Source organism: Cohnella herbarum, from assembly GCF_012849095.1.
GTDB lineage: Bacteria > Bacillota > Bacilli > Paenibacillales > Paenibacillaceae > Cohnella > Cohnella herbarum.
Genome location: NZ_CP051680.1, coordinates 7,518,271 through 7,533,579, shown reverse-complemented (window position 1 = coordinate 7,533,579; position 15,309 = coordinate 7,518,271). Strand labels below are relative to the sequence as shown.

The following is a 15,309-nucleotide window of genomic DNA, read 5'->3' as shown; positions in this document are numbered from 1 at the left end:
TCCCCCTAGCCCGACTTCACTCCGCCTTAGACCTTCCAAGAGAATGCAGGTACAGTTGCTCGTAATAGCCGTGAATCTCCAGCAACTGTCCATGCGTTCCTTCTTCCACGATTTCTCCGTTTTTCATGACGAGGATGCGATCCGCATGCACGATGGTCGACAGACGATGGGCGATAACCAATGTCGTTCTCTCATAGGATACGACTTCAAGCGCGTTCTGGATCAGTTGCTCCGTATAGGAATCCATATTCGCCGTCGCCTCGTCCAAGATTAAGATGGAAGGTTTAAATACGAGAATACGCGCGAACGAGATCAGTTGCCTTTCGCCGGCCGATAATCCGCTACCGCTTTCCGACAATCGCGTTTCGTAGCCATGCTTCATCCGTCCGATTATCGAGTCGGCTCCGATCAGTCTGCAGGCTTCGATCACCCGCTCCTTGGCGACCGTCTCGTCGAACAGCCGAACGTTATCCATCACGCTCCCAGAGTAGAGGAACGGCTCCTGTTGGACAAGCCCGATCGCCCTGTGCAACTCGCTTTGGGGAAAGTATCGGATATCTTTGCCGTCGATATGAATGCTTCCCGACTGAACATCGTAAAATCGGCACAACAAGCTGATCAGCGAGCTTTTGCCCGCTCCGGTCGTTCCGACGATTCCGATCGTTTCTCCGGGTTCGACGTGCAAATCCAAGTCGCGAATAACGGGATTAGCTTCCTGATAACCGAACGTTACATTCCGAAAATCGACTTCCCCTTTCACCGCCTCTTCCGGGTGTTTCCCGCCTTCTGGATGATCCGTGATTTCCGGGGTAACCGACAGTAAATTCGAAATCCGGCCTGCCGACACCGTCGCGGACTGCAGCGTGCTCCACTGCTGGGTAATCGCGCTAATCGGTTGAAAGAACATTCGGGTGTACGTGATGAAAGCGTACAAAACGCCGAATTCCAGCTCCTGGTTCAATACCGATTTTCCACCGATCCAAACGAGAAAAGCGACGGAGACGTTGCCCAAAATATCGAATGAACGATTAAACAGTACGCTAGTGCGGATTTCCCGGAGATTCGCGCGATAATAAGAACGGTTGCGCTCTCGGAACCGGGAGCCCTGCTCCTCCTGCTGGTGAAAGGCTTGAACGATATTCATTCCGGCCAAATTCTCGGCGACGAAGGAAACGAGCCGGGAAATTTGAGTCCTTGCGTTCTGATAAGTTTTACGCATGTACGAACGAAAGGAAACCGCTATAAAAGCGATTACGGGAAGCAGCGCCAGACAATAGAGCGTACTCGTCCAATCCAGTCGGACCATCATGAAGATGATGAGAATCAGAGTAAGTCCATCCCTCATCAGGCTAAGAAGAACTTGACTGAAAAACTGGCTCAGCGTTTCCGTATCGCTGGATACGTGAGTAATTAAATTCCCCCTCGGGTTGCGATCGAAAAACGAAATCGACTGCAATCCGATATGGCCGAACAAGCTTTTGCGAACTCGCGCTACGATGTTCTGTCCGGCGAATTGCAGAAGATTGTTCTGAACGTACGTGAAAAAGAAATCCGTCAACGATAACGCGAAATAAATACCGGCAAAGAGGATTAACTGCCGATATTCCCCATGCCCTGCCAGCAAATAGTCGTCGATGAAGACTTTCACCAGATAGGGTTGCAGCAAATCCGCCGTAATCGCGAACAAAATACAAACGAATACTAGGACGAACGTTAACCGAAGAGGCCAAACGTAGGCAAGCAATAATCGCCAAACCGAAGAATACGGAGTGTCCTGTTTCGGATGGTTTAACGCTGTCTTATTGTCCAACTGCCAGTTGTCTATCGCTCTAGCCATTCATGCTCCCTTCCTCCTGCAAGGCATGAAGCTCCGCATACAAACCCTTTCGGGACAGGAGCTCCCAATGCTTGCCTCGCTGCACGATCCGTCCTTCGTCTAAGACGATAATTTCGTCCGCCGACTTCACGGCGCTAATCCGATGCGATACGATAATATTCGTTTTGCCGTCGCGTTCCTTACGAATCGAGTCGAGAATTCTATTTTCCGTAATCGAGTCGACCGCGCTAAAGCTATCGTCGAGAATGAGCACCGGCGCTTTTTTGATCAACCCGCGTGCCAAGCTCGTTCGTTGTCTCTGTCCGCCCGATAAAGTCACTCCGCGTTCCCCGAGTTTCGTATTGAATTGCTCCGGAAACTCCCGAACATCGTCGTATAATTGCGCCAAGCGTGCGGCGAGCTCCACTTCATCCAATCTTGATTTCCTTTCATAGAACGCGATATTGTCCCGAATCGTGGAGTTAAATAGAAACCCGTCTTGCGGCACGTAAGCGATCCCTTTCCTTAAGCTTCCCAGCTTTAACTCGCGCATATCTACCCCGCCCGTTGTAATCGCCCCTTCCGAGGGATCGTAAACGCGAAGCAGTAATTTCACGAGCGTGGTTTTACCGCTGCCGGTCTTGCCGACAATGCCTAGCGTTCTACCCGGCTCGAGACGCAGATCGATTCCTTGTAGCGCTAATGAAGCAGCATCGGGATAAGCAAACGAGACGTTCCGAATCTCAAGCGCGGATTGGGCGAAGTTCGCATCGTGAGCCTGTTCCTTCTCCTCCACGTCCGCTTTAACCGCGAACAAGCGATTCAGCCTTTCCAGCGACGCCCGGGAACGCTGCATCGTATTGATGACGTTGCCTATCTGCTGCAAAGGGGTGATCATCATCCTGATGTATAGCGTCAGCGCAACAAAGTTGCCCACGGTGATACTCCCGCGCAACGTCAAATACCCGCCAAAAGAGATAGCCGTGCTCATAGACAGAGCCCCCGCGAACGGAATGAGGGCCTGAAAGAAGGAAGATATGCGAACTAACCGGATCTGCTTATCGCGGACTAGATCTACCTCCCTGCCGAAGCGGCGATTCATAATCGACTCGACCGCGAATTTCTTCGTCACCCGGATGCCGCCGAACTGTTCCTCGGCCATCTCCGTCATTGCTCCAAGCGCTTGTTGAACTTCCATGGAACGCCTGCGAATGACAGGACCGAATTTAACGACGATAAAGGGGATCGTCAGCAAAGGCATGATGCACGCAAGAATTAAATAATAGGGGATGGAGCTCGTTAACATCGCGTATACGGAGGACAATAAGAGCATTATCGCGTTCGTCGTGTGATTAACCCCGCCGGATATGGATTCCCGAACGCCCTTAACGTCGTTCATGAAATAATTCAATAGTTTCCCCACTCCTTGTTTGGAGTAGAAGGAATCTGTCATTCTCGTAAAATGGTCGAAAAGCAATTGACGGGTTTCATATTCGAATACCCTGCCGATGTACATCACATGATATTGGCCGATGCCGCCAAGTGCCGCGTAGCCTACGCCGATCGCCAGAAGGAACAGCCCATAATCCGTAATGGATGATAGGCTGAGAATTCCATCGTTTAACTTATCCGTGAATTGTCCGATCGTCTTGGGGAATTGGGCGTATACGACGTTAGCAGCGGCAGTGAACGCCATTCCCGAAGCGTAGACGTACCATTTCGCTTTCAAGAAATCGAATACTAACCGAGGAGACCTCAATTTTCATCACTTCCTGACTTGTGCAAGCAAACTCTCGTCCAGCAGAAATTTATCCATCGAAGTTGTCAACTGCCGGGCAAGCTTGTTCAAATTTTGGGAAAAGGCTAAGTTTTGTTCGACCGATCGATATTGTTGTTCGGAAGATTCCGATACGAGCTCTGCTTGGGTACCCGTCGCTTGAGCGATTGCCAGCACTTCTCTAAGCGCATCCGACACCTGTTCCGAGCTGGCCGCGGATTGTTCGCAAGTTGCGGAAATCTCTTGAATGTTGGCGGCCATACGATTAACCGAATTTCGAATGTTCCGAAATTGCAGTCCGGTTCGATCCGCCTTATTCATTCCTTCGCGGACTTCTTCTACTCCTTGCTTCATCCGGTCGGACGCTTCGTTAACGGAAAATTGTATTGCCCTTACTCTCGCCTTTATTCGTTCGGTCGCCCGAGAAGATTGTTCGGACAGTTTTCTAACTTCGCTTGCTACGACGGCGAATCCCTTGCCTTGCTCTCCGGCTCTCGCGGCCTCGATCGCGGCGTTCAACGCGAGTAAGTCCGTCCTATCCGCAATGTCCCTGATCTCCCCGACGATCGTTCCGATCGACCCGGATTGTTCTTTCAACAAGTCGATCATGTTCGAGAGCTCTGTCACCGATTGGCTGATCGCGTCCATCTGTCCGATGACGGCTTGAATCGAATGGACGCCAGCATCGGCTTCTTCCGAAGCATGGGCAGCCGCTTCGGCGGCCAAGCTCATATTGTCCGAAATATGTCCCAGGCCATTAGACATCGCTAACATTTGCTCGAAAGAGGACGATGCTCCGTCCCGCTGCCGAATAGCCCCATCCGCGATCGAAGCGAATGCCGTGGAGATCCGGCTTGACCTTTCGGCGGATTCGGTCGCGCTCAGCTCCAGTCTCAGCGACGACGACGATATTTCCTGAGCGGCCTTCAAGTGCGAGGCGATCATCATTCCGAAAGTCGCGGACATTTCGTTGAACATTTCGGATATCGATCTGAGCTCGTCTTTCGCTTCGAGAGGCGCCCTGACGGTTAAGTCGCCGGAAGAGAGCTTCTGGGAATGAATGGCCAGACCGGAAACCGTTTTACGGATAGCCAAATACAACCCCCAGAACAAATACGCGTCAAGCAAGATGAAAAAGGCGATGACGGCCAACAAAACATTCCGTTCCCGCTGTTCCCCGTCCAGCTTTTCTCGGATTGTTTCTTTAAGCTCCGCCAGCACTTGGCGATACAATTCCGCATTCGCTTCTACGGCTTGCGCGGCTAACCGTTCGTACTCTGCCGGTTCCGCGCTCAATTCCGTAAGCAATCGGTAATTCACCGTATCCATCAGCTTCGCGACGGACGTCTGCTGCTTCTGCGACGCGGACTCCAAACGAACGCTTACCTTCGATCCGACTAGTTTGTCCATATACTCTTTGAGCAGCGTCAACCGCCGATTATCCATTTCATCCTTCAATAGTTCCCTATTCGTTTCCGATAGATTTCCGAGGATCGAAACTTGAAGTCCTACGGAAGATAGAATTGCCGTGCCGGCGTTCTGGTCTGACAGCTGGGTCGCCATCATCCAAAGAGAGGAAACCCTCGTTTGAGGATCAAGGTTCAGCCTTGAAGTCGCGGCAATCCGTTGCCGCAAAGCTTGGATATCCTCCACTAAGCGGACATGTAAGCCGGCAATGGTTTTATAGTCATCTTTGCGGACTTGTTGCTTGGTGAAATACCAATGGTTATTAAAATCTCTCCACTTATCTTCCGCTCCGAAGCTTGGAGCGTAATTGTCGATCCATGCGATTCTCTCTATCTCTTCGTTAACGATCATCTCCTGCTCGTTCATCCGCTCTCTATAATCGCTCAATCCGCTTCCGTACAGAAGCGCATATTCCCGATGCTTATCCAACTCCAGTTGCAATGAAGAGAGCCGGATAATCGGTTCGATGCCCCTTTGCTCCCGGGAGGTGAACGCCATTCTGTCCTGCAGATCGGACAGAAACATCCACGAGGAGAACACGATCGGAATGGTAAATATAAGTGCGACGAGCATGAATTTCTTCAAGAAATTCAACCGGTTCATCAAACGGACGGACGGTAGAAACCAAAAGGGAATCTTCCCGTTTGCCATATTGACACCTAACCCCTCTTAGGGAAATATATGCGATCTTAGCCTCTATTTATTTTAAGCAGGCCAACATTTTCGCATGGATGTTCCCGTTGCTGCCGAACATATCCTTCGTTTTTAAGCTGAACGGAGCGCCTCTCGTGTCTGACACTTGGCCTCCGGCTTCGCGAATGAGCACGACCCCGGCAGCTACGTCCCATACGTTAAGGCCGTTTTCCCAGAACGCGGTAAGCCTGCCCGCCGCCACGTAGGACATCTGGCAAGCGGCCGACCCGAGTGCACGGATCGTCCGACATCGTTTGCCTACTTCCAGCAGACCGGCCATCACTTTCTCCCGGGCTTCGGTCTTGGATGGAAACCCCGTTCCTACTACGCTTTGATCCAAGCGAGAAGTTAAGGCTACCCGCAGCGGAATCCCGTTCATGAATGCCCCTTTCCCTTTCTCCGCATAGAACATTTCATCCTTCATCGGGTCGTACACGACCCCAAGTATGATTTCTCCGTAAGAGGCCATGGCGATCGATACCGTAAATCCGGAGATGCCTTGAACGAAATTGCTCGTTCCATCGATAGGATCGACGATCCATAAGTTAGGTTCAGTCTCGGCGCTATCCAATCGTTCGGAGAAGGATTGGGCATTGTCGAACGACTCCTCTTCGCCAAGGAAAGTATGGTCCGGCGCAATTTCCCGAATTCGATCGCGGATTAACTTCTCCGATGCCCGATCGACCTCGGTGACCACGTCGAAGCTCGAGCTTTTCTCTTCGGCCAAAAATCCGCTTCCGACTCTTGATTTGATCATCGTTCCGGCTTCCATAGCAATTCTCTTCGCTTCTTCCAGCCAATTCATTTCAATCACTCCCGTCTTGTTCGTGGGCTTCAACAACTCGTTCACGATCAGGGAAATCGCATGCCGCTCGTGGTGGCCGCCGATGGATTTCGCCACTTGCTTGAGATCCGGATGGGCATTCTCGACGGCCACTCCCAAATCGGCGCGCATTAGCATCGTGAGATCGTTCAGATTATCTCCAACAGCCACGGTGTACACGTCATCGAACTCCAGAAGCCTCAACAATTGGCCTAACGCGGTTCCTTTAGAGACGTTCGAAGGCAAAATTTCCAAATAATCGGATTCGGAATAGACCATCTCGCAATCGATGCCGCAATCCCTTATCTTCCTCTCCAGATCGAGCAAACTGTCCGTTCGATCCGCGATGAGCAAAATTTTGTTAAAGGGCTCTTGGACGAAACCGGCCTGAAACGGCTTGCAGGTTACGCCGTCCTTGCGCTCGTGTTTCTCCAATCTCGCGTTGCGTTCCGGCGCATACACATTCCCGTCCCGATAGAGGAGCAACGCAACGCCGGATCGAGCGGCAACTAGCAATTCCTCCCACAGATTCAACGGCAGGGAGAGCTTTTCTTCATATAATACTTCGCCTGTTCGAGGATCGGTGATTCTCGCCCCGTTATATAAAATCATGGGAATGTCGAGCTGCAGCTGACGAACGAACCGGTCGACCGCGGCTTCCGTTCTGCCCGTGGCGAAGGTGAACAATCCTCCCCGCCGTTGGAACAACTTTATCGCGGCTTCGTTTTCCGGGCTGATCCGTTGGTCTCGCGTCAATAAAGTTCCATCCAAATCGGTAATCAACAATGTTCTTTTGTTCATATCGCCCCCCCTTTCCTTCACATGGATACCGAACCGGATTTGGCTCCTCGGCTCTTCCCCGCGTCCATATTGCCCGTTTCCAGGGAAATCACCTTCTCAAGCAGCGAAATGCGCTCCAAAGCGACGATGAACCGCTCCGGATTCTGAAGCTTAAGACTGAAAATAAGCTGCATATATCTTTCCGCGGGATGATCTTCCGCGGGATTCATCCTCAAATTAGCAATTTGAATACCTTGTTCTCCGAAAGCGCTCGCGATCTCCGCCAATACGCCGGGGTCGTCCTTGATGACGAGCTCCACTTCCTGGACCCGCCGGTGCCGTAACAGATGCTTCTCCCACCGATTAAGCAAGTACAAGCTGATCAAGACGAGAAAGGTGCAAATTCCCGCTCCCGTATAAAAGCCGGCTCCAACGCATAATCCGATTGCCGCCACGACCCACACCGAAGCCGCCGTCGTTAAGCCTTTAATCATGTTGCCGTTCCTCAAAATGGCTCCAGCGCCTAGAAAGCCTATGCCGCTTATGACTTGAGCCGCTAACCGCGCGGGGTCCACTCGGACTTGGGGCTCGTCGACGAAATCGGAGAACCCGTATACGGACAATAGCATGATCGTAGCCGACCCTAAACAAACGAGAATATGAGTACGGAATCCGGCGGCATGATTGCTCCATTCCCTCTCGATGCCCACCATGCCGCCGAACACGGTAGCTAAAACCATTCTAAGGATCAATTCCGGATAAGAGATGTGCCATACGCTATCGCTGGCGAAAGACCACACGGCGTTCTCCCCTTCAGCTCGATAACGATCGAGCAACCAGTTTTCCGGTTTCTTTGTCGTATACGTTCACTTTCTCGAGGGGGAAGGCGATCCATACCGGTTTGCCGATCTCCAGATCAATCTCGCCGATCATCTTGGCTAGAAGGCTTATATTTCCTTCCGCCGACATTTGGATCAGCGTTTCCGAACCTGCGGGGAGAACGGAGTCTACGATGCAAGGGATCCCGGTCTCCGTCCGTTCCGTCGAAATTCGAATGTCTTCCGGATAAATCGAAAGTACCGCTTTTCCGTTAAACGGTTGACGGTTCGGAATCGCAAGCGTGCCTATCGCCGATTCGACCCGAAGCGAATCACTGTAAGCGGCGGCATCGGCGTCCACGAAGTTGATTTTCGGATTTCCGATGAAGTCGGCAACCCGAATGTCGGACGGACAATGATAGATTTCTTTCGGAGAGCCTACCTGAACCAAATTTCCTTCGAAGAAAACGGCGATCTTCGTCGACATCGTAAGCGCTTCGACCTGGTCGTGCGTCACGTAAATGATCGTCGTTTTCAATTCGCGATGGAGACGCTTCAGTTCGGCTCTCATATCCAAGCGGAGCTTGGCGTCCAGATTGGACAACGGCTCGTCGAGAAGCAATATTTTCGGCTCCGTTACGATCGCACGGGCTATGGCGACCCTCTGCTGCTGCCCCCCGGACAATTCGGACGGATAACGGTCCTTATAAGGTAATATCCGCATCCGTTCTAAGGCGTTCTCGACTCTCTCTCGAGTTTTCGTCTTCGATACCCTCTGCATATTCAATCCGAAAGCCACATTCTCGTACACGGTCATATGAGGCCACAATGCATAGCTCTGGAAAACCAAGTTTAATCCTCGCTTGGACGGGGCGGCGTAGAAGTGGTTTTCTCCGTGAACCATTTCCTTATCGTTGATCGTAATGATTCCTTGCTCCGGATTCTCAAGCCCAGTGATGACCCGGAGCGTAGTCGTCTTGCCGCAGCCTGAAGGACCAAGAAGGGTCATGAAATCCCCATCCTCGATCACGAGGTTCAGGTCTTTCAGAATATGGTTTTTGTCGAAATACTTATTGATCCCTTTTAGCTCGATTCTGCTCATGTTATCCTCCAATGCCTTTGGAAATGTCGGCTTTTGCGAATTTTGTCGCCAAGAAATGCGTCGTAAGGATAATCGCGACGATGATCAGTATGATCGCATCGGAATACTGCTGGTATCCTTTGTCCGCATATTCGAACGTAAGCGTCGTTAATGTTCCTGTCTTGGGCGTAATCAATAGAATGATCAAATCCAATTCTTTCATCGCTCCTATGAACAGGAGCAAAAATGCGCTCACGACCCCTTTCCAGCTTAAAGGCACGATAATTCGGATAAACCGCCTGAACCAGCCCGCTCCTTGGATGACGGCCGCCTCCTCCAACTCGCCGCTGATCTGGAACATCGTGCTCGTTCCGGCCCTTGTCGCGAACGGAAGCTCCTTAACGATGGTAATGAGAATGATGATGCCTAACGTTCCGTACAGAGCCGGCATCAGAAACTTAGGTTGGGCGAACATGGAAAGATAGATGGCCGACAGAGAGATTCCGGGAATCAAATAAGGCAAAAACGACAGCTGTTCTACCATTTTGGAAGAGAGCGTCTTTCTCGACTTGGTGATGATGTAACCGAAGATCAGCCCGATTAGCGACGCCGCTCCGGCTCCGATAAAGGCTACCTTGAGCGAGTTGCTCAGCGCCTGTCCGATGTGATCGTTCTTAAGTACTCCGACCTCGCCCGAAGCGATGTGGGAATTGGATTCGCCGTTCCAGAAATGCGTCGTGAAGTTACCGAAGCTATAATCTCCTTCGTTCAACATGAAGGATTGCATCAACAAGAGCAAGATCGGAAAGACCGCCGCGGCGAACAAGAACAACGTAACGCCGCCGAGAATCGGATATCTCCACTTTCCTAGGGGGGTTAAGTTCTTTCTTGCGTCTTTGCCCCCGATCGTGGCATAGCTCTTGCGCTTGCCCAACGCGCGCTGGTTAATGTAGATCGTGATCGCGGAAATTCCGATCAGGATCAAGCTGAGCACATACGCATCGGATATCATTCGGTTTCGCATGCTGCCGTACAGCATCGTCGATATCGTATAGTATTTGACGGGTAATCCGAGGAATGCCGCTGGTCCGAACGTTCCCATCGTCTTGGAGAAGGTAAGGATGAACGCAGACATGATCGCCGGCAGAACGAGAGGAAAAGTGATTTTCCTCATCGTCGTGAATCTTCTTGCCCCCATTATTTCAGCCGTCTCCTCCAAGCTGCTATTAATGGAACTCAAAGCTACCGCGATCAGCAAATAGAAGAAAACGAAGTAGTGCGCGATCAAGGTTAAGGAAATCGGCAGAAATCCGTACGATACCCAGTCGGGAGGATTGATGCCGAATACGGATTGCAATAGGCCGGGATTGCCGCCTACCCGATCGTTCTTGAACACGACCAGCCATGCGAAGGTTTTGATCCAGGAAGGCAGCATGTAGGGAATGATTGCCAAGACGCCTATGGCCTTCTTGAAGGGAATATCCGAACGGGTAAGCAGCCAAGCCAGTCCCCCGCCGAGAATCATGGCGAATATCGATACGGTAATCGCGATTTGGATGGAATGCAGCATCGGCTTATAGAATATCGACTCGCTGATCTCGCTGCGAAGAACGTAGATCCAATGGTAGAATGTGAACTTGCCGGGCACCGCCTCGCTCGTCGCTCTAACGTCCTCCGGATGCCAGGTGAAGGTGTGGGAAATGATCTCCCACATCGGCAGCACGATCGCGTACACTAGGAAAACGATCGATACGATACTGATCACGTGCACGGGGTTCGATAAAATGCCTTTTAGAATGTTTAACGTCCTATTCGTGCGTAATTTTGCGGTAGGTTTCGTAAACTCGATCTTGTTCAAGCCTTGGCCTCCTTTAATCGTTGGACCGATGCCGCAATATGATCGCTCATCGACCGATCGGCGTCGAATTTGTCCAAAGTGAGCTCCAAATTGTAGACGCCTTGATAGTTCGCTTGTTTTAAAGCATCGACGTAGTGCTCCAAGGGAAGACTGTTCCGTTCCGTTAACGCGTTATGCGTTCCGGATGGGCCTAGACCATGGATGTGGGTATGGTAAGCGCTTTCCAAGAAAGCGGAAGGCGGGAGCTTCATCAGCGGTTCCTCGGGAGGAAACTCCAGCTTACTGGCGGTAAGCAAGTTCGAATAATAATGTCCCATGTCCCAACATATCCCGACATAAGGGCTGCTTACTTCATTCACCATGCTAAGCACGCCGTCGATACAATCCCCCGGATCCGCTTTGCTTGATTTACGCCGATTGTTTTCCAATGCTAACCGAATAGGCAAATCGTCCGCTTGAAGCATCGAGGACCATTCGCGAAGAAGTCCGACCGTTCGACGGCGCAACTCTTCCCTATTGCCTTGTTTCGCTTCAAAGGCATGAAGCGTCATTGTCAAACCTTCCTGGTATTCGTGAAAATGGTTAAGAATATAACGCATCGACGGGTAAGCTTCAACGAATGTTTCCCCTGGATGCTCCCCCGCGACATGTCCGTGAACCGTCAGTTGAAATCCCATGTCCCAGACGATCTTGATCAAATCCCGGTACGACCGTTCATCGGCGCCGCGGGGAAGTATTCTGATTTCGATAGAGTCGATCCCGCCGGACCTCAGCGAGCTTAGGAACGACTCTATCGATTCGTAACGCGCGATTAAATCATGTGGCGTTTCCTTGCTCAACTTTCCTAGAAATACGGGACTCTGAAGCGAATAACCCAGCATGGTTTCTGACACTCCGTTTCAAGTCTCTTTTTAGCTTACGCTTTTAATCCAAAACTCCCTGAATTTCACATAGTTGTTATAGAAATAATCGGAATCGTAGTCCCAAAGCTTTAGCTGGTCGAGCGGGACATTATCCTCGCGGACGACATTGGGTCTAGTGGAATACGAACCCGAAACGTTGTAAGGTTCGAACCCTTTGCCGGTACCGTCTACTTCGCCGGCCATCCAACGAATGAACAGTTTGGCGGCATTCGGATGCTCCGCTTCGTTAGTCACGTAAAGATACGCGGGGCCTTTGACGGAAAGACGCGGTTTAACTTCCCATGAAGCGCCGACCTTCAAGCCTTTCTCCTCGACTTCCCGCAGCTTGCTGGCCGCGGCGATCGCGATCGGCGGATTGTCCTGGCCTTTCGCTCCAACGGCTTCAACCGCTTCGTCGCTCGACTTCACTAAGACGACGTCGTTAGCGAACAATTGCTTGAAAAATTCATAGCCAGCGTTATCCGTGCCGTCGAGCACGATTTCCTTGCCGAACTTTTCTTTGTAAGCTTCAGCCATTTCATCGGCATGTTGCACGAACGATAAAAATAAATCCATCGTATCGGAAGATTGAATCGGATCGTCTACCAGCACTTTGCCCTTCCATTTCGGATCGGTCAAATCCCACCAGTTGGTAATCGGCGGTTCGTCGTAAACTTCGTTGTTGTAATAAATCGTCCTAACGGAGAAGTACATAACCAAGCCGGGAGAAGACGATTTGAACGGCTCCATCATCGTGGACTGGATATCCGTCGGCAAGTACTTATGCACCATGCCTTTCTTGATCATCTCGTTCGAGACGGAACCGCTGGAATCTTTAACGAAGATAACGTCCGAGTTCCACACTTTGGACTCTTGCTCGCGGATGACCTTTTCTACGATTTCAGGAGAACTCATCTTGTATCCTTCGACGGTAATGCCCGGATATTTTTCTTCGAAAGAAGCTTTGACGTCCTTGATCCGGCTGGACTGGGAATAAACAACGACTTTTCCCTCTTTCTTAGCCAACTCGTAAAGCTCGTCGGTCGTTTCGGTTTTGTCGAGGCCCACATCCAACGCCCATTGCGCGTTAGGATTATCGGAGTCCGGTGCGGCATTGCCGTCCGAGCTGCCGTTCTCACTGGAGCTGGGGCTTGATTCCGCGCCTTCACTTGCGTTGGCCGACTCTTTCGAATTCCCGCCGCATGCCGTCATAACCAACATCAGGACTACGATTGCGACCAAAGTTAGTTTTCCTCTTAAGCTCTTATTTCTTGACATTGTTAATTCCTCCCTTTTCTTTTTATTACATGATCTATGATTGTTTAACATTGATGTCGGATTGTCGGGTATTCAGCCATTGCGACCAAGTCGTAACGAATTCGTCTTGGTTATCGACGCAATAGCGGTAGAAGGTTTCGATGAAAGCAATTCTCTCTAGGGCAGGTGCGTTCTTGTAATTCCCGCGATCCGGGTGGAGCCGGTACATATCGCGTCCCCCGTTCAGGACGTGACGTCTAAGCAGTTCTTCGAAATTCACGAATTTCGCATTGCGTAACATATCGTGCATTAGCATAAAGGAGGAAGTGCGTCCGACTCCGCCACGACAGTGAAAATGAAGCCAGTTCGATACCGGAAGCGAAGTCGAAAAAGCGATAAAACGGTCTACTTCTTCATCGGATGGCCGATGATGGTCGGTAACGAAGAAGCGGATATAGTCGAAGCCTTCCTGCAAAACCATTTCTTGTTCCGAATAAATGGCTTTGGGATGAACGACGGGTTCGTCGATGCGGAGCGCCGATTTCCCTTCCAAATAGTCGAAGTTAAAAGCGGCCGCATCCTTGAGGAACCCGAATCTGCGGTCTTCCTCCAACAGTACTTCCTCGCTAGTTAATCCCTTGTTGGCGTTGTTGTGCTTTCCAAACCAACAAACCGCGATTCCGTTCACGAAGCCATGACTCTCTTGCCTTAAGTCCACCACGATTGCGCGAGTATCCCCGATCTCTCGCCTGATCCTGCGGAGTCCGCGTTGGGAGAATTGGCCGCTGCCGGACATTCTCAATTCCGAAAAGCCATGCATCTCGGGAGTTTTCCCGGAATCGTTTGCGAGCGGAGAAGAAGTCGATCGGAACCTCAACGGAAGATCATCCGTATTGGCTGCTTCAATGATTAAGAGCGGTTCGTTCATATGAACAAGCAACACCTTTCTTCTCAATATCTTAAAGTAAGCGCTTACCCAAAACGCGAGGCGGTTCTTTTTCCGAGCCGCTTCCTTACCTATGGAATCAACTTTCCAGTCGAACCCCGGACTACGAGCTCCGGCAATAAGACAAGACGTTGCTTCGAAGTTTTTTTCTCGTTGATCTCTTGGGAGATGAGATCGACGATTTGTTTTCCGAGTTCTTGAATCGGTTGAGCAATCGTTGTTAACGGCGGGTCGATGATCGTCGCCAATATCGTGTTATCGAACCCCACGACCGACAAGTCTCTAGGTACCGATAATCCCCGTTCCCGGGCAGCTTGGATAGCGCCGATCGCCAGCAGATCATTGCAAGCGAATATCGCCGTCGGCGGATTGTCTTCGTCGAGCAGAAGCCCTGCGGTCGCTTTCCCGTCCTGAACCTGGAAGGAACTGACCCTAACCCATTTTTCCTCGAAAAGCAGGCCGGCCTCCTCGATCGCCTGCCGGTAACCTCGTACCCGCTCCCGGCTGCTCATTACTTCGAACTTCTCCGTAATGACCGCGATACTGCGATGCCCGAGCTCGATCAGATGGTTGGCCGCAAGGTAACCGCCCAGAAAGTCGTCAACCAGTACGGTATCCACGGCCAGAGAAGGCATATCCCGGGCGATTACGGCGATCACTTGCTTCTGATGAAGCAGCTTTTTTAAGATAGCGTTGTTGTGGGCTCCTGTTGCCAAGATGATGCCATCGACGCCCTTCTGCTTAAGAAGAACGGTGTAGCTTTCTTCTTTGACCGAGTCGTTGTCCGTATTGCATATGACTAAATTGAACCCGAGCTCATGCGCGCGATCTTCAACGCTTCTGGCGATTTCGGCAAAGAACGGGTTCGCCAGATCGGGAATAAGCAAACCGATCGTATACGTTCTTTTTTTGGTAAGCGCGGAAGCCACCATGCTTGGCTGATAATTCAGCCTCTTCATAATGTCCGACACCCGTTTTCTGGTCTTATCGCTGATTCTGCCATTTTGATTGATGACTTTGGAGACCGTTGCGATCGAGACGTTGGCTTCTTTGGCGATGTCATAAATGGTTGCCATGGGGTTCCCTCCAGC

11 protein-coding genes are annotated in these 15,309 nt (G+C 51.0%); all 11 read right to left on the bottom strand.

Annotated elements, in window-relative coordinates; translation table 11 throughout:
• Nucleotides 1–16: 16 nt before the first annotated feature.
• Entirely contained in the window at nucleotides 17–1,837 is a 1,821-nt protein-coding gene (locus tag HH215_RS31620) for an ABC transporter ATP-binding protein (protein ID WP_169283524.1), read from the bottom strand.
• The gene (locus HH215_RS31615; protein WP_169283523.1) at nucleotides 1,830–3,575 is read right to left on the bottom strand and encodes an ABC transporter ATP-binding protein; all 1,746 of its coding nucleotides are present in this window, start codon (nucleotides 3,573–3,575) and stop codon (nucleotides 1,830–1,832) included. Before HH215_RS31615 ends, HH215_RS31620 begins: the two co-directional genes overlap by 8 nt.
• A 6-nt stretch (nucleotides 3,576–3,581) precedes the next feature.
• Complete coding sequence (locus tag HH215_RS31610; RefSeq protein ID WP_169283522.1) at nucleotides 3,582–5,711, bottom strand: methyl-accepting chemotaxis protein; 2,130 nt, start codon at nucleotides 5,709–5,711, stop codon at nucleotides 3,582–3,584.
• Between the two features lie 49 nt (nucleotides 5,712–5,760).
• Nucleotides 5,761–7,377 carry an inositol monophosphatase family protein gene (locus HH215_RS31605; RefSeq protein ID WP_169283521.1) on the bottom strand — a complete coding sequence of 539 codons (1,617 nt, stop codon included), beginning with the start codon at nucleotides 7,375–7,377 and terminating at the stop codon, nucleotides 5,761–5,763.
• Nucleotides 7,378–7,394: 17 nt separating this feature from the next.
• On the bottom strand, nucleotides 7,395–8,156 hold the full coding sequence (locus HH215_RS31600) for an MgtC/SapB family protein (RefSeq protein ID WP_375140475.1): 762 nt from the start codon (nucleotides 8,154–8,156) through the stop codon (nucleotides 7,395–7,397).
• A 13-nt stretch (nucleotides 8,157–8,169) separates the two neighbouring features.
• Nucleotides 8,170–9,276: an ABC transporter ATP-binding protein gene (locus tag HH215_RS31595; RefSeq protein WP_169283520.1), complete on the bottom strand. Its 1,107-nt coding sequence runs from the start codon at nucleotides 9,274–9,276 to the stop codon at nucleotides 8,170–8,172.
• Between the two features lies 1 nt (nucleotide 9,277).
• Complete coding sequence (locus HH215_RS31590; RefSeq protein WP_169283519.1) at nucleotides 9,278–11,113, bottom strand: ABC transporter permease; 1,836 nt, start codon at nucleotides 11,111–11,113, stop codon at nucleotides 9,278–9,280.
• Nucleotides 11,110–11,994, bottom strand: a complete 885-nt coding sequence (locus HH215_RS31585; RefSeq protein ID WP_169283518.1) for a sugar phosphate isomerase/epimerase family protein — start codon at nucleotides 11,992–11,994, stop codon at nucleotides 11,110–11,112. Before HH215_RS31585 ends, HH215_RS31590 begins: the two co-directional genes overlap by 4 nt.
• A gap of 30 nt (nucleotides 11,995–12,024) precedes the next feature.
• Complete coding sequence (locus HH215_RS31580) at nucleotides 12,025–13,293, bottom strand: ABC transporter substrate-binding protein (protein WP_169283517.1); 1,269 nt, start codon at nucleotides 13,291–13,293, stop codon at nucleotides 12,025–12,027.
• 34 nt (nucleotides 13,294–13,327) lie between these two features.
• The gene (locus HH215_RS31575; RefSeq protein WP_169283516.1) at nucleotides 13,328–14,200 is read right to left on the bottom strand and encodes a protein-tyrosine phosphatase family protein; all 873 of its coding nucleotides are present in this window, start codon (nucleotides 14,198–14,200) and stop codon (nucleotides 13,328–13,330) included.
• An 89-nt stretch (nucleotides 14,201–14,289) separates the two neighbouring features.
• Complete coding sequence (locus HH215_RS31570) at nucleotides 14,290–15,294, bottom strand: LacI family DNA-binding transcriptional regulator (RefSeq protein ID WP_169283515.1); 1,005 nt, start codon at nucleotides 15,292–15,294, stop codon at nucleotides 14,290–14,292.
• Between the last annotated feature and the right edge of the window lie 15 nt (nucleotides 15,295–15,309).

Excerpts from the sequence above, each read along its gene's own strand:
- HH215_RS31620 (WP_169283524.1), bottom strand. The coding sequence starts at position 1,837 with ATGGCTAGAGCGATAGACAACTGGCAGTTGGACAATAAGACAGCGTTA.
- HH215_RS31610 (WP_169283522.1), bottom strand. The coding sequence starts at position 5,711 with ATGGCAAACGGGAAGATTCCCTTTTGGTTTCTACCGTCCGTCCGTTTG.
- HH215_RS31580 (WP_169283517.1), bottom strand. The coding sequence starts at position 13,293 with ATGTCAAGAAATAAGAGCTTAAGAGGAAAACTAACTTTGGTCGCAATC.
- HH215_RS31595 (WP_169283520.1), bottom strand. The coding sequence starts at position 9,276 with ATGAGCAGAATCGAGCTAAAAGGGATCAATAAGTATTTCGACAAAAAC.
- HH215_RS31575 (WP_169283516.1), bottom strand. The coding sequence starts at position 14,200 with ATGAACGAACCGCTCTTAATCATTGAAGCAGCCAATACGGATGATCTT.
- HH215_RS31585 (WP_169283518.1), bottom strand. The coding sequence starts at position 11,994 with ATGCTGGGTTATTCGCTTCAGAGTCCCGTATTTCTAGGAAAGTTGAGC.
- HH215_RS31570 (WP_169283515.1), bottom strand. The coding sequence starts at position 15,294 with ATGGCAACCATTTATGACATCGCCAAAGAAGCCAACGTCTCGATCGCA.
- HH215_RS31605 (WP_169283521.1), bottom strand. The coding sequence starts at position 7,377 with ATGAACAAAAGAACATTGTTGATTACCGATTTGGATGGAACTTTATTG.